21 protein-coding genes and 1 other RNA gene are annotated in these 20028 nt (G+C 63.4%); 19 read left to right on the top strand and 3 right to left on the bottom strand.

Annotated features, from left to right (window positions below):
- Positions 1-36 precede the first annotated feature (36 nt).
- From XpruCFBP8353_RS01970 to XpruCFBP8353_RS02040, 14 genes are all read left to right on the top strand, one after another.
- A complete protein-coding gene (locus XpruCFBP8353_RS01970; protein WP_101361692.1) occupies positions 37-579 on the top strand; it encodes a shikimate kinase in 543 nt (180 codons plus the stop codon).
- On the top strand, positions 576-1688 hold the full coding sequence (aroB, locus tag XpruCFBP8353_RS01975) for a 3-dehydroquinate synthase (protein ID WP_101362431.1): 1113 nt from the start codon (positions 576-578) through the stop codon (positions 1686-1688). Before XpruCFBP8353_RS01970 ends, aroB begins: the two co-directional genes overlap by 4 nt.
- A 390-nt stretch (positions 1689-2078) precedes the next feature.
- A complete protein-coding gene (locus XpruCFBP8353_RS01980; protein ID WP_010369113.1) occupies positions 2079-2330 on the top strand; it encodes a WGR domain-containing protein in 252 nt (83 codons plus the stop codon).
- Positions 2331-2344: 14 nt separating this feature from the next.
- Positions 2345-3409, top strand: a complete 1065-nt coding sequence (hemE, locus tag XpruCFBP8353_RS01985) for a uroporphyrinogen decarboxylase (protein WP_101361693.1) — start codon at positions 2345-2347, stop codon at positions 3407-3409.
- A gap of 123 nt (positions 3410-3532) precedes the next feature.
- A non-coding RNA gene (locus XpruCFBP8353_RS01990) (sX9 sRNA) lies at positions 3533-3608 on the top strand.
- A gap of 997 nt (positions 3609-4605) precedes the next feature.
- Complete coding sequence (locus XpruCFBP8353_RS02000) at positions 4606-4893, top strand: RebB family R body protein (RefSeq protein WP_101361695.1); 288 nt, start codon at positions 4606-4608, stop codon at positions 4891-4893.
- 35 nt (positions 4894-4928) lie between these two features.
- Complete coding sequence (locus XpruCFBP8353_RS02005) at positions 4929-5198, top strand: RebB family R body protein (RefSeq protein ID WP_064507351.1); 270 nt, start codon at positions 4929-4931, stop codon at positions 5196-5198.
- Between the two features lie 30 nt (positions 5199-5228).
- Positions 5229-5495, top strand: coding sequence for a RebB family R body protein (locus XpruCFBP8353_RS02010; protein ID WP_101361696.1), 267 nt, complete (start codon positions 5229-5231; stop codon positions 5493-5495).
- 52 nt (positions 5496-5547) lie between these two features.
- Positions 5548-5826 carry a RebB family R body protein gene (locus XpruCFBP8353_RS02015; protein WP_022973268.1) on the top strand — a complete coding sequence of 93 codons (279 nt, stop codon included), beginning with the start codon at positions 5548-5550 and terminating at the stop codon, positions 5824-5826.
- 106 nt (positions 5827-5932) lie between these two features.
- Entirely contained in the window at positions 5933-6268 is a 336-nt protein-coding gene (locus XpruCFBP8353_RS02020; protein ID WP_101361697.1) for a hypothetical protein, read from the top strand.
- Positions 6269-6356: 88 nt separating this feature from the next.
- On the top strand, positions 6357-6536 hold the full coding sequence (locus tag XpruCFBP8353_RS02025; protein ID WP_165786143.1) for a RebB family R body protein: 180 nt from the start codon (positions 6357-6359) through the stop codon (positions 6534-6536).
- A complete protein-coding gene (locus XpruCFBP8353_RS02030; RefSeq protein ID WP_101361699.1) occupies positions 6533-7195 on the top strand; it encodes a RebB family R body protein in 663 nt (220 codons plus the stop codon). The genes XpruCFBP8353_RS02025 and XpruCFBP8353_RS02030 overlap by 4 nt, the downstream gene beginning before the upstream one ends.
- Before the next feature lie 79 nt (positions 7196-7274).
- Complete coding sequence (locus tag XpruCFBP8353_RS02035; protein WP_024939226.1) at positions 7275-7622, top strand: hypothetical protein; 348 nt, start codon at positions 7275-7277, stop codon at positions 7620-7622.
- A 19-nt stretch (positions 7623-7641) separates the two neighbouring features.
- Positions 7642-8718, top strand: a complete 1077-nt coding sequence (locus tag XpruCFBP8353_RS02040; protein WP_101361700.1) for a hypothetical protein — start codon at positions 7642-7644, stop codon at positions 8716-8718.
- 5 nt (positions 8719-8723) lie between these two features.
- On the opposite strand, the gene XpruCFBP8353_RS24190 is transcribed toward XpruCFBP8353_RS02040, so the two are convergent.
- Complete coding sequence (locus XpruCFBP8353_RS24190; RefSeq protein WP_243391029.1) at positions 8724-8966, bottom strand: hypothetical protein; 243 nt, start codon at positions 8964-8966, stop codon at positions 8724-8726.
- Between the two features lie 27 nt (positions 8967-8993).
- On the opposite strand from XpruCFBP8353_RS24190, the gene XpruCFBP8353_RS24195 reads away from it, so the two are divergent.
- The 4 genes from XpruCFBP8353_RS24195 to XpruCFBP8353_RS02060 are packed head-to-tail and all read left to right on the top strand — an operon-like array spanning position 8994 to position 12961.
- Positions 8994-9347 (top strand): hypothetical protein, encoded by a 354-nt coding sequence (locus XpruCFBP8353_RS24195; protein WP_243391030.1) that lies wholly within the window; start codon positions 8994-8996, stop codon positions 9345-9347.
- 4 nt (positions 9348-9351) lie between these two features.
- Positions 9352-10407, top strand: coding sequence for an NUDIX hydrolase (locus tag XpruCFBP8353_RS02050; RefSeq protein WP_207759564.1), 1056 nt, complete (start codon positions 9352-9354; stop codon positions 10405-10407).
- A 42-nt stretch (positions 10408-10449) separates the two neighbouring features.
- Positions 10450-11136 carry a glycoside hydrolase domain-containing protein gene (locus tag XpruCFBP8353_RS02055; protein WP_101361702.1) on the top strand — a complete coding sequence of 229 codons (687 nt, stop codon included), beginning with the start codon at positions 10450-10452 and terminating at the stop codon, positions 11134-11136.
- Positions 11137-11176: 40 nt separating this feature from the next.
- A complete protein-coding gene (locus XpruCFBP8353_RS02060) occupies positions 11177-12961 on the top strand; it encodes a hypothetical protein (RefSeq protein ID WP_101361703.1) in 1785 nt (594 codons plus the stop codon).
- On the opposite strand, the gene XpruCFBP8353_RS02065 is transcribed toward XpruCFBP8353_RS02060, so the two are convergent.
- A complete protein-coding gene (locus XpruCFBP8353_RS02065; protein WP_243391031.1) occupies positions 12958-14094 on the bottom strand; it encodes an AraC family transcriptional regulator in 1137 nt (378 codons plus the stop codon). The two genes, XpruCFBP8353_RS02060 and XpruCFBP8353_RS02065, sit on opposite strands and share 4 nt — an antisense overlap.
- A gap of 837 nt (positions 14095-14931) precedes the next feature.
- Here XpruCFBP8353_RS02065 and mdtD point away from each other — a divergent pair.
- A complete protein-coding gene (mdtD, locus tag XpruCFBP8353_RS02070; RefSeq protein ID WP_101361705.1) occupies positions 14932-16353 on the top strand; it encodes a multidrug transporter subunit MdtD in 1422 nt (473 codons plus the stop codon).
- A 30-nt stretch (positions 16354-16383) separates the two neighbouring features.
- Here the strand turns inward: mdtD and XpruCFBP8353_RS02075 are convergent, their stop codons facing one another.
- Positions 16384-19932 carry a hybrid sensor histidine kinase/response regulator gene (locus XpruCFBP8353_RS02075; protein ID WP_101361706.1) on the bottom strand — a complete coding sequence of 1183 codons (3549 nt, stop codon included), beginning with the start codon at positions 19930-19932 and terminating at the stop codon, positions 16384-16386.
- Between the last annotated feature and the right edge of the window lie 96 nt (positions 19933-20028).

The following is a 20028-nucleotide window of genomic DNA, read 5'->3' on the forward strand; positions in this document are numbered from 1 at the left end:
CCCGGCCCGATGGTGCGAATGCTACGATCCCTGCGCATGAACCCCGCACCCAATCTCGTGATGGTCGGCCCGATGGGCGCCGGAAAAAGCTGCATCGGCCGTCGCCTGGCCGAGCGCTTCGGGCTGGAGTTCGTCGATGTGGACCAGGCCATCGTCGAACAGGTGGGCAGCAGCATCCCGGCAATCTTCGAGCAGCATGGCGAAGCCAGGTTCCGGCAGCATGAGGCGGAGACCTTGCAGGCGCTGCTGGAACAGGACAACAAACTGATTTCCACCGGTGGCGGCGCGGTGCTGGATCCGCACACCCGCCAGCGCATCTGCGCACGTGGGTTTGTGGTGTATCTGCATGTCAGCGTGCCGGCGCAGCTGACGCGACTGGCGCGCGACCGCAATCGTCCGCTGTTGCAACGCGCCGACCGCGAGCAGGTGCTGCATGCGATGGCCGCGCACCGCACGCCGCTGTACCAGGAGGTCGCCGACCTCAGCCTGGAAACCGATCATCTTTCCCCCGCCGAGGCGACCGCGCAGTTGGTGCTGCGCCTGGCCGCGCAATGGCGCATGTCGAGTCCCCCCGCATGACACTTTCCCGTTCCTCGCGCAGCGTCGATGTCGACGGTGCGCAGCCTTACACCATCACCATCGCGCCCGGCCTATTAGCCGACGGCGCGCGCCTAGCCAGCCATGTGCGCGGTCGCCACGCACTGCTGCTCAGCGACTCGCAGGTGGCCCCGCATTACGCGGCCGGCGTGCGCGCCGCGCTGTTGAACGCGCGACCGGACCTGCAGATTGGCGAACTGGTCATCGCCGCTGGCGAAGCCTCCAAGACGCTGGACACCTTCGGCTCTGCGATCACCGCGCTGGCCGAACTGGGCGCCACCCGCGACGCCTGCGTGTTCGCGCTGGGCGGCGGTGTGGTCGGCGACCTGGCTGGCTTTGCGGCGGCGTGCTGGATGCGCGGCGTGGACTGCGTGCAGCTGCCCACCAGCCTGCTGGCGATGGTGGATTCCTCGGTCGGCGGCAAGACCGCGGTGGACATCCCGCAAGGCAAGAACCTGGTCGGTGCGTTCCATCCGCCGCGCGCGGTGATCGCCGACACCGACACCTTGCGCACCCTGCCCGCGCGCGAACTGCGCGCCGGCCTGGCCGAAGTGATCAAGTACGGCGCCATCCGCGACCCGCTGTTCTTCCAGTGGCTGCACGCCGAGCGCCGTGCGCTGCTGGACAGCGATCCGGCCGCGCTGGCGCAGGCCATCGCCCGCAGCTGCGAGCACAAGGCCGAAATCGTGGCGCGCGACCCGTTGGAAAAAGGTGAGCGCGCCCTGCTCAACCTGGGCCACACCTTCGGCCACGCCATCGAAACCGAACAAGGCTACGGCGCGCCCGGCAACGACAACCTCAACCATGGCGAAGCCGTCGCAGTCGGCATGGTGCTGGCGGCGCGCCTGTCGGCCGCACTGGGCATGAGCGATGCGCAGGACACCGAGGCCTTGCGCGCCCTGCTGCACGCCTTCGACCTGCCCACCGAAATCCCGCCAGGTCTGACCCCGGAGGCCCTACTCGCACGCATGCGGCTGGACAAGAAAAACATCGCCGGCCGCCTGCGCCTGGTGCTGTGGCGTGGTATCGGCAAGGCCGAGGTTGTGCCGGATGTGGAAGAAGCGGCGGTGCTGAAGATCCTGGCGGGCTAAGCGCCCAGCGCTGGCGCTTGCGGCACACGGCGCCCATTGGGTTGGGTGTGACCGGTGGCCCCTCGGCTGCCATCAGCGGCCATCGGCTGAATGTAACGCTGGATCGCCGGCCGCCTGCCGATCCGCCTCACGGCGGGGCGCTGCCGGCGCGCCGTCCTGAGGCTGCGCCCCCGTTCGCTTCATCGCCCAAGCACGTCGACCTTGGTTAGACGAAGTGTCCCAGACGCGATCCGACATCCGGAAAAACGCAGCGCCGTGCATTGCGCTATCTGCGGAACCCACCTGCATCCCTGTCCCAACCCAACTTCCCACTCTCCCACTCTCCCATCCCCCCATCCCCCCATCCCCCGCCCCAGCAGCCTTCAGCAGCGGCCGGCTACAATCGGCCGCATGCGCATCCTTCTACAGCACGATCCCGGTGGTAACGCGCCGCTCCGCTATGTCCAGCTGACCTTGCAACCGGACCTGTTCGGTGGCTGGGAATTGCTGCGCGAAACCGGCGAGATCGGTGGACGCACGCAACTGCGACGCGACCAATACCTGCAACAGGATGAAGCGGACCGCGCCTTCGACAAGGCGCGCGACACCCAACTCAAACGCGGTTTCCAACTCATCACCGGCGGCGCCGACGCGCCGCGCTGAGGACACACCTTCCCATGCTCAAGAACGATCGCCTGCTGCGCGCCCTCAACCGTCAGCCCGTGGACCGCACCCCTGTGTGGTTGATGCGCCAGGCCGGCCGCTATCTGCCGGAATACCGCGCCACGCGCGCGCGCGCCGGCAGCTTCCTGGGCATGGCCAAAAACCCGGACATCGCCTGCGAAGTGACCTTGCAGCCGCTGCAGCGTTTTCCGCTGGATGCGGCGATCCTGTTCTCCGACATCCTCACCATCCCCGATGCCATGGGCCTGGAGCTGTATTTCGTCGAAGGCGAAGGCCCCAAGTTCCGCCACCCGGTGCGCGACGCTGCTGCAATCCACCGTCTAGGCGTGCCGGACATGGAAACCGAGCTGCGCTACGTGATGGACGCCGTGCGCGTGATCCGCCGCGAACTCGACGGTTCCGTGCCGTTGATCGGTTTTTCCGGCAGCCCGTGGACGCTGGCCTGTTACATGATCGAAGGCGGCGGCAGCAAGGAATACGCACGCATCAAGGCGATGGCCTTCAACGCACCAGAGTTACTGCATCACCTGCTCAACACCGTTACCGACGCGGTGATCGCCTACCTGGCCGCACAGCGCGCCGCCGGTGCGCAGGCCCTGCAGGTGTTCGACACCTGGGGCGGCGTGCTCTCGCCGGCGATGTACCGCGAATTCTCGCTGCCCTACCTCACCCGCATCGCGCGCGAGCTGGAGCGCGGCGACGGCGCCGAGCGCACCCCGCTGGTGTTGTTCGGCAAGGGCAACGGCGCCTACGTGGCCGATCTGGCCGCCAGCGGCGCCGAAGCGGTGGGCGTGGACTGGACCATTTCGCTGGCCGACGCCGCGCAACGCGCAGGCGGCCGCGTTGCCCTGCAGGGCAACCTGGACCCGGCCACACTGTACGGCTCGCCCGAAGCGATTCGCACCGAAGTCGGCAAGACCCTGGACAGCTATGCGCAAGGCAATGGCGGCTCGCGCGAAGGCCACGTCTTCAACCTCGGCCACGGCATGTCGCCGGATATGAATCCGGAGCATGTCGGTGTGCTGGTGGAAGCGGTGCAGAGTTTGAGCAGGCGGTAATGCCAAGACACGGTCGACAGCGCAGCGCCGCTGGCGACCGTGTCTTGGCTTGCGCGGACTAAGAGCAGCTAACAAAACTACTGCGCAGCCGCCAGGCGGGCGCGGCCGGTGCTCGGAATCGGCATGTACCACGCGTACACTCCGGTTCCTGCGCGCCGTCCGCGCCCACCTGACGGCTGCTCGCTACGTTTTGTTAGCCGCTCTAAATGCGCAGAAAGATCGTGTCCGTCAGAAGCTGCATCGGACAGGCGGTTGCATGACCGCTGGAGATGCGTGGCGCTGACAAGTCGACCGAGACGTGCCCCGCGTTCCCGCACGGACGCGTAGACTCTCCAGCAAGAGCGAGGCCTACCGCAAGGCCATCGTAAATAGTGGAAAAAAAGCAGCCGCGCCAGACGCGGCTTTCTTGCATTGCTTCATTAACTTTCAAATTCCGCACCAGGAATATGGGCAGGCCGCACGCTGCCTTACCGACGCCCAAACGCAACGCAATGCGCACGTTGCTTCATCACCCGCGCCAAGCCAAGACAAACTCAAACCATCGCTGAGGTGCAGATGACCGGCACCGCACAACATGGATTTTGGCCGTGGCAAGCGCATGTCTGCGCAACGACGCGCGTGCCGCATGGTCTGCAGTCCGCGTGCCGCGCCGGATTATTCCCGGACGCGCGCGCAAGCAGATATCTCAGTGCCGCGTTCGTGTTGCAACTTACCCGGCGCCAACCAACCTGCTACGGCAATCAAACGCGCTCGCATGCAGGGCATCACATGCAACAGGTCAGCAATGCGCTGGCTGCCCTATTTTGCAACCACCGACAAGGCATCAGCTACCGACGACGCTATTGCAGCGAATCGTGAAGCGAACGCAAGCGCCATGACTCAACTCAGGCAATGCGTCTGGCGTGTTTTGCATCACTTTTGTGTAACCCACGTCGCGACTCCCCGATACATTCCCCGCACGCCGTTCCAAAACGCGTCATTGCGTCGCATACCGCGCTAAAGCGAATCAGACTTCACGTCGATAAGCCCGACATTGCCATCGTTTGAACCAATTTTTCCAGGCGACGGCGATCTACTGTTTCTCCACGGTGATGCGGTGCCAGCACGGCACATCTCACAGGTCGGCAGGCTGCCAACCCTCGACACCGTCACGTTTGTTCCGGCGCTCCAAACATCCGCAAACCAGGGAGAAAAGCATGGCCTTTCCAACTGCCGTCAACGACCAGATCACCGACTCCTTCACACAAGCCAATACCAAAGTGCTGGGCGATGCCCCGGCAATTGCGATGGGCAATCTGTACCAGGCGACCGCACAAGCGCTAGCCAATGCCGCCCATAACGCGACCAATGCGCAGCAGCAGAGTTATGTCACCGCGCAGTCGGCCACCACGATGGGCGTGGCCACCCTGTACTCCATCGATACCGCCACCACCGGGGTAGCAACCAAGCAGATTCTGAGCACTGGCGTGAAGGGCCTGGGCTAAGTCAATCGTGATTTCCGGCACATAAGGAGCAAGCAATGGCATTTCCAACCGCAGTCAATAATCAGATCACCGATTCCGTTACTCAGGTAAATACCAAGGTCCTGGGCGATGCACCGGCAATTGCAATGGGCAATCTGTATCAAGCAACCGCACAAGCGTTGGCCAATGCTGCTCATAACGCAACCAATGCGCAGCAGCAGAGCTATGTCACTGCGCAGTCGGCCACCACGATGGGCGTGGCGACCCTGTACTCCATCGACACCGCCACCACCGGCGTCGTTACCAAGCAGATCCTGAGCGTTTAACGGCTCGGCTGACGCCAAGGACACCCGCGCATGGCATTTCCCACCGCCGTCAACGACCAGATCACCGATTCGGTTACCCAGGCCAACCTGCAAGTGCTGGGAAGCTCCCCTGCCGCAGCCATGGGCAATCTGTACCAGGCCACCGCACAGGCGCTGGCAAACGCAGCCCACAACGCAACACTCGCGCAACAACAGATGTATGTCACCGCACAGGCAGCAACCACGATGGGCGTTTCGCTGCTGTATTCGCTCGATACCGGCGCCACGGGTGCCGCCACCAAGAAGATTCTCGGCTAACTGCTAACGCTGCAGCGTCTTCATTCCTTCACTACCTCTAGGAGCTATCACCATGGCCTTTCCGACTGCCGTCAACAGCCAGATCACCGACTCCGTTTCCCAGGTCAACACCAAGGTCCTCGGCGATGCGCCGGCGATTGCAATGGGCAACCTGTTCGTTGCCACCAGCCAGGCGCTGTCCAACGCCGCCCACAATGCCACCAACAATCAGCAGCAGTCCTACGTGACGATGCAGGCATCGACCACCCAGGGCGTTTCCACCCTGTATTCGATCGATACCGCGTCCGATGGCGTCGCCACCCGGGAAATCCTGAGCGCCGGGCTCCGGTAATCGGCCACCAGGCGCCGCTGCCACGGCACGAGCGGCGCCTGGTTCGATACACGAAACCCCTGCAACTCCCACGCAGTTCGTTGGCCGAATCGAGAAAGGACGCCTCATGCTGCAACTACGTCATATCACTACGTCCAACACCCTGGACGTCTTCGTCAGATTGATCAGGGGCCGCACCATCGTGGCGACATTTGCGCCGCACCAAAAGGCAGTGATGAACGTCGAGTTCGACGGCATCCTGCCCTTGATTCCCGGAGCACAGCCGCTGGTCTATCGGCATCAGCTAGACAGCAAGATCGATGTACCGCCCGGCAATATTGCATTTCTGGAATGCGTGCCCAATGGTGTGGCGTTGCAGTACGCAGGCAAACACGAGCCACAGAACACCGTGCTGTTCTCGGCTTCGGCTGGCGTTGAACAGCGCAGGCCGTCGTTGGTCTAAAAGCCGACGCTAGTGCGCCGTCATGGAGCCAAGCGCGTCCACCGCAAGCGTCGCCAGCCTGATCGGTACTGCCGCAACAGGTGCGGCGATGGCCATCGGGCAAGCGCCGGCCTTCGCGATGGGAGCCACCTACCTGGCGTTGGCGGACTCCATCGCGTTGGCGATGGGAAACGCCGTTGCCAGCCAACAACGCGGACAGGTTCTCGCCGATGCCGCACTCACCAACATCCTTGCCCTCATCATCCAGAAGGGAGCGACTTCGTCATGATCGACGACAGTAGCGTGAACAGCCAGATCGTCGACGCCGTGAGCAGCATCGTGACGCTGGCCACCGGTCAAGCACCCGCACAGGCGCTCGGCATGCTCGATGCCGTGATGCTGGAGACGTTGGGCATGGCGATGCACAACGCCGTCAACCGGCAGCAAGGCGCGGGCATGATCAATGCAGCAGCGATCACCGCAGCCTGCGCCAAGATGATCTCAGCACCGTTCCCGGTTGCGCCGCCGTTGCCGCCCCCACCCCCCGGGCCAGCGCCGACAGTTGCGCCGTTACCTGGCCCGCCCTCCGTACCGCCTCCGCCAGCCGCGGTGATCGCCGCCGCAGCGGCAGAAGCCAAGGTGGCCGTCGACGTACTGAAAACCCAGGCACAAGGCGCTTCAGCGGATGCGGCGGCCGCAACCGCCGACCTCATGGACGTGCATGCGCTGAGCGTACCGCCACCGCTGCCTGCCACTCCCCCCGCCTCCGGCGCCGGCCCCGATCATGCTGCCTCTCCTGCTGCTCCTGTTGCTGCACTCGCGCCTTCCCCCACAACTCCAACTGCTGGCGCACCCCCTGGTGTTCCTGCACCTGCACCTGCTGCTCCTGCTGCACCTGCATCTGCATCTATCCCTGCACCTGCACCTGCGCCGCCTACTCAGTCATAGGCCGCCGGCAGAAGTGACGTCATCCCCCCCTACCACCAGGCCTCATTGAAAGGCGGCCGATCCTTCCATGGGAACCAAGATGGAACCGACAAAGGTCAATGCGCAGGTCATCGATGTCATCAACCAGGTGCAGCTGGCGACCATGAGTCCGCAGGTTGTACTGACCAGTGGCGCCGGCAAAGCCTACCAATCCGTGGCGCAGTCCACCGCCATCGCGGTGCAAGACGCGACCGATGCGTTACGCAATGTGTCCACGATCGCAACCACGGCCGTTGGCGTTGCGATGGCGCAGTACCTGGCCACCGGCGATGACAAGTACGTCACTGCACTGACGCAGGCGCAGGCACTGATGCAGGGCGCTACCGACGACTTTGCCAGGATCGGCTCGGCGGCCGGGCTGGTGCTGAAGAACTTCCCCGCTGGCTGAACTCACAAGGAGTCATGCAATGTCCGTTTCGATCGCAGGCCGCCTGATCTCGATGCCAACGATGCTCTCGACGCTGGGCAGGCACTGCCTGGCCTTCATCGATGGAGGCACGCAGTGGCTGGCCTGGGCGATTCAGTCGCCCGGTGTGCGTTATGACTTTCCCGACGAGAGCAGCTTGCTCGACGACGTGCAGCAAGGCTTGCACGGCTCACGCCTGGCCTTGTTGCCGCAGTTGGAACTGAAGGTCAGCCCGGTCAAGCTGATGACTCTGAGCCAGACCGACCTGGGCACGTTGGCGCAAGCAGAAGCCGGCGATACCGGGTCGGTGGTCAAGGCGCAGCTGCAGCGCATCTTCCGCGACAACGCCCTGTTCACGGCAAGCGATCTGGCCGCGGGCCGCAGCCTGCTGATGCAGTTGAAGGTCGATGGCGCTGCAGTGTTCCAGTCGCTGGACCTGGAAGAAAGCCTGGCGCTACGCCAACTGGCGGCCGACGCGCCGCCGGCCAACGTGACGCCGGGACTGCAACAGGAAGCGGCGGCCTTCGCCATCGAGCAGGCGCGAACGCCGCTGGAATTCTGCGACTACTACCGCTTCTATCTGGCCTGCACCGCCACCATCGCAGCTGAGGACGAGCGCGCGCACGCGGCGGCCTCGGCACTGCAGACGCTGTTGCCGCTGCTGTTCACCACCCTGGATTGCCCACAAGTCCAGGGTCTGCCGTCGCCCAACGAAGTCGAACGCAGCGTTGCAGAGTGGTTGGCACGCGGTCGCCAGATCGGCTTCGCACGGCTCTCGCTGGCGGCACAGCAGATCGTGCAGCACACCCGCTACCACGGCGACGGCGACGGCGATGCGGCAAGCGACGCGATTGGTCTCTACCTACAGTCTGCGCAAGCGTTTCTTGCTGCAAACCGGCCCAGCCGTGGCGTGCTGGGCCAGGATGGCAACAGCTGCGTGTTCGCCATGCAGAACGACTCTCTAGCGGCGCTGCTGCAGGTCAACGGTGGCGTCATTTCGCTCCGCGATTTCGGTGCCGCAGTCGTACACGTACCCACCAGCACTCCGCAAGTTGCAGACACGGAGGACTGGGAGTGAACGCATCAAGTTCGCTTGCCGCAGCCACCGACCACGCCCCGCTTGCGATCAGCCCCGCCGACGCGGCTCGCGACGCAGTGCATGCAGGACGCGCAGCCGCCCTGGCTGCCGCACGCCAGGGCATGACGCAAGCCGAACACGCACTTGGCGAAATGCTGCGCGCTCTCGCAGCGCAGCGCCCGACCGATATCCCACCGCTCACGGTCCCGATCCAGCCACCGCACACCGACGCGGTTGCCCCGCTCCATCCCGCTTCCACTTCAGGAGATATCCGCATGTCCGACAATACCCAACCCACGCCTCCGGCACAGACCGCCGCCTCTGCGGCGCAATCGCCTGCGTTGTCGCAGGCCGAGGCCGCACTCAAGGCGGCGCAAGCCCAGGTCGACCAGGCCATGGCCGCGGCCGACATGGCCGTGCAGGCGGCCATGCAGGCCGCGAACGCCGCGATCGCCTCAGCTGGTTACGGCCGGGAAGTCGATAGCGCAGCGCAGGCCTTGCAGCAGGCCGACCAGGCCGCTGCCGCTGCGGTCGCCGCCGCGCAACAGGCCGAGCAGGCGATGAGCGCCGGCACACCCGACTCGCCGCCGCCGGAAGTGTCGCGCCCATCGACGCCGGACCGGAACTGATGGCATGCCACAGGTCTATGCGGCGGTGACGGACGGAGCCGGCAACTATCTGATTGCACGCAAACGCAATTTCAACAAGTGGTGGGCGCCGTACGCGGCGCTTGTCCTGGCGATGGAAGCACTTACGCTGGTGTGCAAGGTCAACGCCAATCCCGTTCCGGATTGGACCAATGTCCATGCGCATCTAAGTAGCGCCTACCGGGCAGCGAGCGACGTCTTGCGCGACGGTAGCCCCGCTTTTCCCGACGCGGCAAACGCACTCGATGTTGCAAGGAACACATGCCTCACTACGCACGACGGAAAGCTGATTGCAGACAACGTGTTATTTGCCGTCAGAAACCTCATTGACGTAACGACTGCACGCCGACCAGCCGTTGCGCTTGCTCCGAACATCAGAACCGATACCGACACGCTTGCATCCAGCATCCCCGCTTCCGTCAGCAATCCCTTGCAGTGGAATGCGCCACGTGCGCAGGCAGAGGCGATCGCACGCAACATCGCCAGTTGGGCCGATAGCCAGCTACCGACCATCGTCAATCAAGCAGGTCAGTGGGCATTGCCTGGTGGCGGCATCCACGACGGCGAATCTCCCGAGGCGGCTGCGCGGCGCGAGTTTGCCGAGGAAACCGGCTTTTCGCTCGACGATGTAAGTGACTTCCCGTGCGATCCACCGGTTGACTTGACCGACACGCATGGTGAGTTGTTTCACCTGGTGTGTTTCCAGACCACGCGCGATCTGGGTTCCATCGTGACAGCCATCAACCAGGCCACCGCCGCAGGCGCGAGCGGCAGTCGGCCACGCGGAAGTGGGATCTGCGATTGGGAAATCGCGTCTATGCGATGTGTCAATAAATCGAAACTGACCGACTATCTGGGTATCCCCCAAACCCTGTCGGCCCCTGCCCTCATGGAAGGGGCATGCATCACCGCAGGCATCGCCTATCCGCCAGCACGCAGCTCGGCGCACTTGATTCGCAGCAGCAGTGGCTGGGAGGCCTACCCACGCCAAGCCATCGATTGGTACGAGCAGATCGCATTGCATCTGCAAGCCATTGTCTGACTGCACGCTTCCCCCTCCTTTTCCAGACGCGGGAGTTTCACCATGACGTTCCACATCGGCTTCGATACCGCCCGCTTTCCAGGACTGCCCGCGCTCGCCTGGTTGAAGGCGAATACCGCCCTGGCATGGTGCGGCTATTACCTTGCGCCGGCACCTAGCCATGCCGATACAGATTGGATGGGATGGCGGCCAACACTGGTCGCCAATGGGTGGGGGCTGGCGCCGGTCTACCTGGGCCAGCAGACCACCGGACCGGGCTCGCACACCGTGACTGCAGCACAGGGCAGCCTAGACGGCGCAAACGCAGCCGTCCTGGCCAATCGAGAGGGCTTTCCCTTTGGTGCGGCGGTCTATCTGGACTGGGAAGACGGCGGCCACCCCAGTCCCGACGGAGTCGCCTACATCCGCGCTTGGATAGCCGCACTGGTCGCTGCCGGCTATGCGCCAGGCCTGTATTGCTCGCACGTGCTGGCCGCCAGCCTAGTTGCCGCACTCGCGCCGGGGCCAGCGCTGCAGATCTGGGCCTGGCGCGTTGCAAATGCCAATACCCACACCTACGCCGGCGACATCCAGACGTTGACCGCATCCGACCCGGCCGGCAGCGGTTATGCGCAAGCTGCACTCTGGCAGTGCGAGCAAAACGCGGTGCTGTCGCTACCAGGAACGCCCTGTGACGGTTTGCAGATCGATCTCAATTATTCCAACGCTGCAGATCCAAGCGCTCCCTGAGCAAACGCACTCTCCACCCGTTGCGAGCCGAGGCCACGCCATGAAGGAATCTCCCGAACAAGAACAACTGCGCCGTGCGATCAGCGGCGAGTTGACCAAACGGATCAACGACGCGGCGCGCTATCCCAACGTGCGCTCTGCGGTGATCCAGGCATTGGGCACCATCCAGGATCGGATCGCCGGTCTATGCATCGCGGTGCGCGAGCGATTCATGTTGCGCGACGACCAGCCGCTGGCACGCTTTTACATCAAAGGAGGCAATGCATTCACAGCATGCATCGACCTATTGCAAGGGCAGGACCAGCACCTGTTCGATTCGGGAAGCTCGGATTGGGACACGCAGGTCGCGATCGACCCCTGGCTTCCCACATCCGTGCAGGATGCACTGCATGCGGAAATTGAAGACATCGTCGTCGATGAGATGCGGAAGGTCGGCGTCCTCATCGCCTTTGAGCTCAGTCTGCTGACGGCCCTCGAATCTCCTCTGTCAGAACAGCTTTACCCAATTCCACGTGCGCAATGGAGTCCGAACGCAGTCGACGTGCGGTGCTTGGTCACCTGTGACGCGCCGCAGACATTACGCCGGGTCTTCGAACGTGACCGCACCGGCCTTTCCGCTTATACCGGCGTAGAGATCGCCAAGATCGGCGAGCGCGATACACCATCCCCGCCAGGCATCGTGCTGAACGACGGAATCAAGCCATTCGTGCTCTATCGCCTGGGTTACACCTGGCACGCCACCCTCATGGAAACCTATGCCGACCGGATTGTTTCGGAACCGGCAAGTCCACGCGGCATACTCATGGAATTGATCGACGTGAGCCTGCCGCGTCGCGACACGATCGAAGCGATCGCGATCTGGTCGGAGATGGAAAACGCCCACCTCACCATCGCCACTGCCGGCGGCACGCAGGAGCGCTGGCAATTGCCGCTCCCGGACCTGGATTATCATCTACGCGAAAATCTGCTGATGTTGTGCGAGATCGCCAGCGACCCGCTCGCATTGGGCGCACACAAGGAGGCCAAGCGACGCGAACGTGTGGCCGCCATCCACGCCTGGTACGCGTCCAGAGCGCAACTGCGGCATTTTCAAGACGTGCTCGATGCAATGGCGGGCAGACACGTCGGGCAAGCTGGAGACGACGCCACCGCGCTGATAAACGCGTTAATGGCGTCGGTGCGTGCACGCACGTTGGGAGCCGCACCGGACTACGTCAACGGGCAACCCACCGATGCAACGCGCACGCGCATCCTTGCCGCACGCTATGGCACCGGCACCCTGCTCACGCTGCTGTCGGCGTCTTTCACCGCGCCGGTCGTGCTTTCGGCTGCTTTCAGCGACGATCTCCAGTTGATGAGCATCCTCGCCCAGAGCCCATATCTGGCAATTGACCGACTACGTTTTTCCGGCGTGGACATGGCGGCGGTGGCACGGGTGACCCATAAACAGCTACGAGGGCTGGACATTGCCGCATTCGAGCAAGCCGTCGGACACTGGCTCGGCGAAGACGTCAACATCCTGGCCCAACCACACAACACGCCAAGGGTGGGAGGCATCAGCTACGAGTGCACGCTGGTGGTGTTCGTCAACAACAAGAAGCCGCCGTTCGCAAAAACGGCCGTCGCGTTTTTGACTCTCACCACCGCCACTGAGGCGCAGGCACCCTTCTATTCAAGCCCGTCCGATCGCGCCAATACATATGCGGCGCTCCCAGACATTGACGGTCAGCGCAAGGCAGCTGCTGCACTGATTGGAGAGTTCGTGCTGCGTGATCTGCTGTCCAAGCAGCACGAAACCATCAAGACACTGCTACCTAACGCCTAGACCGGTGACGACCCGCCTCGTGCGCCGGCATTACGGAACTGACGCGGGCTCACCCCCACCAGCCGCCGGAAGCTCTTCTCGAAATGGCTCAGGTCGCCGAAGCCGACCTTCAGTGCCACTTCGGTGATGCGCAGCTTGCGTTGCCGCTGCAGCAATTCCTTGGCTTTTTCGATGCGTAGCTGCTGCAGCATCGGTTTGAACGGGGTGCCCAGTTCGTCGCGGAACAGGAAGCCCAGATGCGACTGGCTGACGTGCGCCTGCCTGGCCAGATCGCCCAGGGTCAGCGGTTCGGCGTAGTGTTCGCCCAGATGCACCAGGGCACGCCGTAGTGCGTCGTGCAGGCTGGCGAGGCGCTGACGGGGACGATGCGGGAGGCCGTCTATCCAGTCGACAGGCGCTTCTGGCGGCGCGGTCTCGGCCGAGCGATCGGCCTGTGGCGGCATCGTTGAGCGCAGATCGCGCGGGGTTTCTTGCTCCCGGCCTTCCACCAGGCGCGGGGCGTGACGTTGGATGTCGACGCTGCCGATCGGCCTGCCGCCAGTCATGACCGCCAGGCGCAGCATCACCCGTTCCAGCTCCTGGAGGTTTTCTGGCCACGGGTAGTGGGTCAAGGCGTCCATCAGCGGCTCGGTGATCAGCTGAAGGGGATCCAGGCCATGGCGATCCAGCAAGCGCTCGACATGCAAGCCGATGTCTGCCCGGCGGTTTCGCAAGGGAGCAAGCGCGATGGTCAGGACATCCAGTTGCGACAACAACGCACGAGAAAAGCGCTGCGCACGCACGCGACGCGAGAGATTGGCGGTCGTGGAGGCGATCACGCGGCACGCGGCCTCGCCGCCCGACGTGGGCCATGGACCGTCCCCGCACGGAAGATGCCCGGCCAACTGGCGTTGCAGCGCGTCGTCGAGCTCATCAACGCCCTGCAGGAACAAGGTTCCTCCCGCGGCGCGCTCGCACCACTCTGCCGGCGCACCGGCAGGATGGATGCAGTCGACCACGACGAACGGCCACTGTCGCCAAGGTGATGCCGCATGCAACAAGAAGGCCACTGCCTCCTTCTCGGTACCGAACTCGCCGTGCACGATGACTGGCAAGCGACTGTCTGCGGCCTGCTCGACGAACGCATCGATCATCCAGACTTCTTCGGAAATGCCTGTAATCCGCAGTGATCGAGCGAACCGATCTTCCGCCAACGCCCGTGCGGCATCGCGCTTGATCAGGTAGGCACAACATTTTGCAATCTGCCGACATAGCGTCATCGCTTGTGTGGTCATACCGCCGTGCGCCAGCGTCACTGTCAATCGGCCGAGAACCTGCTGCGCATGTTGGACGGGAAAGCACCGGGTCAAGCTTCCCTGCATGTTCGCAACGTCCGAAGCCGACCGATTGCTGTCCTTCTCCTCGACAAACGCACATGCCGCGCCGTTCAAGATGTCGCTCTGCGACAGCTCTGCAGCGATCTTGGCGAGCGTTGTGGTTAAGGGATCGCGCGCGAGAAAGGCACGCTGTAATACATTGAACACCTGCTTTTCCATGGAATGTCCGACCTGATAATTGGCGCGCTCTGAAGGCGGCCATACCCAAGTCGCGCCATCCCTGACCAGACCGTCGGCAAAGCTCCAAGAGATCAAGTGCGCTTGGTTATCTCAGCGGTCTCCCCGCCTCCTGCCCGATCCATCCAGCGCACGCAAGGTGAGCACTCGCTCGCCTTGCCTAGACCGGTTGGAGACACGAGAGATTCGCCAGCGAATCAATCAGTTGTTGCAAGCCAAGCCGGGCATTAGCACGCCCCCGGATCTTCGTCCCGACGATTCATGCCGCGCGGCGGGCCTGACATTCAATTAGGTGCGGCGTGTCTCATTCGTTGCCGATGCATCGCTGTGACGGACGAAAGCAATGGGACCGTCCTCGTTGCGACTTTCTGCACAATGCGGCGGGGATAATGTGCTGTCCTCACGTTGGCGATACCCATGTCTCAGCCTGCCCCCGCCTTGCGCGCCTACGACGCCATCAAGCCGTTGCTTTGGCTGGTGTCGCTGGCCATCTTCATGCAGATGCTGGATGCCACCATCGTCAATACGGCGTTGCCGTCGATGGCGCGCAGCCTGCACGAAAGTCCGCTGCAGATGCAGTCGGTGGTCTTCAGTTATGCGCTGGCAGTGGCGATGTTTATCCCCGCGTCGGGCTGGATTGCAGATCGCTTCGGCACGCGGCGCACCTTCCTTGCCGCGATCATCGTGTTCACCCTGGGTTCGCTGCTTTGCGCAGCCGCACAACACCTGCCGCAGCTGGTTGCCGCACGCGTGGTGCAAGGCATCGGCGGCGCGATGTTGCTGCCGGTCGGACGGCTGGCGGTGCTCAAGACGGTGGCACGCGCAGACTTCCTGCGTGCGATGAGCTTCATCGCGATCCCCGCGCTGATCGGCCCACTGATCGGCCCGACCTTGGGTGGCTGGCTGGTCGAAGTCGCCTCGTGGCACTGGGTGTTCTTGATCAATCTGCCGATCGGGGTGATCGGGTTTATTGCCGCGCTCAAGATCATGCCGGATCACTATGGCGATGCACGCAAGCGTTTCGACTTGGTTGGCTACCTGATGCTGGCGTTCGGCATGGTGGCATTGTCGCTGGCCCTGGATGGCATCTCCGAACTCGGCCTGCGCCATGCGTTTGTGATGTTGCTGGCGATCGGCGGACTTGCCGCACTGGCCGGCTACTGGCTGCATGCCGGCAACACCACCAATGCGCTGTTTCCGCTGGCGCTGTTCAAGGTAGCGAGCTACCGCATCGGTATTCTGGGCAACCTGTTCGCACGTGTGGGCAGCGGCTCGATGCCGTTTCTGATCCCGTTGCTATTGCAGGTGGGCCTGGGCATGAGCCCGATGAATGCGGGGCTGATGATGGTGCCAGTGGCGTTGGCCGGCATGGCCTCCAAACGCGCGGCGGTCAAACTGGTGGGACGCTTCGGCTATCGGCGCGTGCTGATGCTCAACACCGTCTTGGTGGGCATGGCCATGGCCAGCTTTGCGTTGATCGATATCGGCCAGCCGCTGTGGCTGCGCCTGGTGCAACTGGCCTGCTTCGGCGCGGTGAATTCGCTGCAATTTACCGTCATGAACACCGTGACACTGCGCGACCTCGGCCACGACCAAGCCAGCCCCGGCAACAGCTTGCTATCGATGGTGATGATGCTGTCCACCGGTTTCGGCGCAGCAGCAGCGGGTAGCTTGCTGGCCGCTTTCAACACGCATCTGGGCGACACGCATGGAGCCACCGCAGCGCTGCATGCCACCTTCCTGTGCGTCGGCGGTATCACCTTGTCGTCGACGTTGATCTTCTGGCAGCTGGCCGAGACGCGACCGCATCCCAAGGAAGTCGAAGCGGTTGCCGAGTAGCGGCAGCGCAATGTCACGCATCCGTGGCGGCTAGAGACCGTCGCGTGGGCCCGCACGCCGCAACGCCTCGGCGATGGTGTCGGCCAACATGTCGCCGGTGAGCGGCTTGCGCAGGAAGCTGTCGAAGCCGGCTTCGTGTGCGTTCGGCTCGGCGGCTTCATCGGAGCGTGCGGTCACGGCGATCAACGGCATCTCGTAGCCGAATACGCGCAGTTGCCGCGCCAGCGCGAACCCATCCAGCCCGGGCAGATCCAGATCCAGCAACGCCAGATCGAAGGTGTTGTCGGCCGCCTCGGTCAACGCCGCCAGGCCGTGCGGTGCATGCACGACCGAATGCCCCTGCGCACGCAGCAAGCCGATAATGACCTCCGCGATCGTCGCGTCGTCTTCCACCAGCAGGATGCGCTGCGGTTCGACCGCGTTGCCAACATGCGTCACTTCGCCGCCCAGCGTTGCATTGGACGCCACCCAGCGCAGGGGCAGATCCACCACAAAGCGCGTCCCCGCACCGAGTCGGCTGATCACCTCGATCTGCCCGCCCATTGCCATCGCCAGCTCCTGGCAGATCGCCAAGCCCAGACCACTGCCACCATAGCGTGAAGTCGTCCTCGCACCATCGCCCTGCTCGAAGCGCTGAAACAGGCGCGCTTTCTGTTCGGCGTTAATGCCAGGACCCGTGTCAGCCACTTCAAAGCGCAGGCCTTGATAGGAACCGAGCGTGGTCAACTTCAAACCGACCACGCCACGCTCGGTGAATTTGATCGCGTTATTGAGCAGATTGAGCAGAATCTGCCGGATGCGGGTGGAATCGCCGCTGGCGGTGATGTCGCCGAGCAAACCGATTTCCAGGTTGAAACGCAGGCCGCGCTCTTGCGCCAACGGTGCCATCAGCGCTTCCACTTCGGCCACGAGTTGACGCACCGAAAATGGCTCGAAATCCAGTTCCAGCCGTCCGGATTCGATGCGGGCCAGGTCCAACGCATCGTTGACCAGCCGCAACAGATGCGCACCCGCGCGACGGATCGATTCGGTATAGCTACGCTGCGTTGCATCCTGCGATGTCTTGAGCAGCAATTCGCTCATACCTAAAACGCCAGTCATCGGCGTGCGCACTTCGTGGCCGAGCGTTGCGAGAAAACGGGTCTTGGCCAAAGAGGCTTGCTCGGCCAGTTCCTGTTTGTGCACCGCCAACTGCCAGGCGTTCAAGCGACGCAGTCGACGGCGGTACAACAAGGTGGCCGCAGCAATCAGGCACATGGTCAGCAAAGCGAGCAAACTCAAACCCCACGGCGACAGCCACCATGGCGGCAACACCTGAAAACGTAATGCCTGGCTCGCAGACCAGATGCCATCGGCAGTGCGCCCCTGCACTTCCAGCGTGTAATGCCCTGAAGGCAGACGCGAGAACAGGCGCTCGCCAGTGGAGCCCACATCGATCCAGTCCGGGTCGTAGCCGCTCAAACGGAAGCGGTAGCTCGTGGATTCGGGATTGGTGAACGTGGGCATCCGCGCAACGATATGCAGGTCGCGGTCGCCGTCCTGCACTTGCAGTGGCGCCTTGCCGGTGACATCCAGTTCGCGCTCACCGCGTCGCAGGCTGACACGTTCGATCAGCAACCGGGGTCGACGTGAATTCGGGCGCATCGTGGCTGGATCGAACACCACGATGCCATCGGACGTGCCGCCCAGGATCTGCCCCGTGTTTGCCTGCACTAAAGTCGCCACCTGCAGGGGCGAGGTGGGAAGACCATCGTGTACGTCATACAAACGCACCAGCTTGCTGCCGGGATCGACCCGAATCAGGCCACGATGACTGGAGACCCAGGCCACGCCGCCGGCATCGACCACCAGGCCGGTCGGCGAGACCTTCGGAAACTCCTGGTCCTTCCCCACCGTATCCAGCAGCGTGAGCTGCTTGCCGTCCCAAAGATAGCGCTGTAGTTTCCCTGCCAACCCAACCCAGACAATGCCCCCCTCGCCCTGGCGAAACACATAGGTCGGCAGGGACGGCACGCCACGCACCGCAACGAACTGGTCGGCATGCGGATCCCATCGCCACAGTCCGGCATTGTTGCTCAGCCAGATTTGTCCATCCGGCCCGGTCCGCATATCCAGGACGGTCAGCGCTTTCAGCCCGTGGCTTGCATAGTCGATCGTTCTGAGCAGTTGGCCTTCGCTGCTCCAGAGTTGCACCCCGTGCGTCAGCAATGCGACCCAGATGCGTCCTTGCGCATCCTCGGCCATCCTGCCCGGCCTGCCCGCAATCTCGGGGTCGGCTGCGGGATCTTGCATGTGCTTGAGCAGCGGCCAGCGCTTGACCTCGCGTGTCCGCGGATCGTACCGAACCAGCGTGCCCTGTACACCGATCCAGACCTTCCCCAGTGTGCTTTCAATGACGGTGTCGGGAACGCGTTCTGGATCGATCGGGGCCAGATGTCGCTCGATGCGGCCGGTGACCGGATCGAAGTGCTCAAGCGCACCGCGTGTACCGACCAGCCAGATCCCGCCCGTGCGCGAAGGGGCTGTCGCAACGACCGAGGGATTGGCGAGGGACTGCGGGTCATCCGCGCGGTGCGAGAACAGGGCGAAGGTGTCCCAACGCGGAGGCAGATGCCACAGCCCGCCCTCCAGACTCGCGAACCACAGCCCTCCTTCGCGGTCCTCGTAAGCGGTAATCCAGTTCCGGTTGACCAGGCCGTGCGCCGAAAAACTGTAGACCGGCACGCGTTCGACGGCGCCGCCACCGGCGCTCATCCCAAGGCCGGTATCGGTATCCAGCCAATAGCGCCCAACGCGATCGCGCAGCAGCACGCCTTTGACCTGCGGCGTGGCCGTGACGCTGTGCCAGGGACGAGGCGTGGGCGGCCCGACAGTATTGAACTGGACTGTATTGCCATCAAAATCGGCAACCCATAGCACCTTGCCGTCGGACTCTTTGTACAACCTGTTGACTGCCTGGGACGGGCCCGGCAACGGCACGCGCTCCAAGCGTCGACCATCCCAGTGCACGAGCCCGCCCCAGGTGCCGATCCACAGTGCGCCGTCGGGTGCAACCTCGAGACCCACCACATTGTCGGACGGCAAGCTCGCCAGATCTGCGGCCTTGGCAGAAAAGTGCTGCATCCGTCCATCGGAGCGGTACCGATAGAGGCCTTGCTTGGCAGTGCCGATCCAGATATCGCCGTCCGGCGTCTGTGCCAATGACCACAAGGTCGCGTCGCGTAGTTCCGGGAAATGTGGATCTTCCAGGCGTTTGAACGTGCGCGTGTTCGCTTCCAGATAGCCAACGCCGCCATCCTCAAAGCCCATCCACACCCGATCGTGGGCATCGACACAGATGGTCCAGACGACATTGCTGGTCAGGCCATCTTCCATCCGCCAGATGCGGTAGTTGCGGCCGTCGAACCTGGCCAACCCATCATCACTGGCAAGCCACAGATACCCCTGCTTGTCTTCGGCCAATTGATTGATCGTGTCGGACGGCAGTCCGTCAGCAATCGTCAACTGAATGGGGACAGGTGTTGCGGGCGTCCGCGCCTGCACTGGAAGCACTGCCAGACACAGGCACACCCAGAACACAGCGAGCAGCCAATGGGGCAAGCGGGATAGAAGGCGCACCGGATCAACTTCACAACAAGTCGGCGCATAGTGCGGGCCACAGGCGGTGCGGGCAAG

It is taken from the genome of Xanthomonas prunicola, assembly GCF_002846205.1.
Classification (GTDB): domain Bacteria; phylum Pseudomonadota; class Gammaproteobacteria; order Xanthomonadales; family Xanthomonadaceae; genus Xanthomonas; species Xanthomonas prunicola.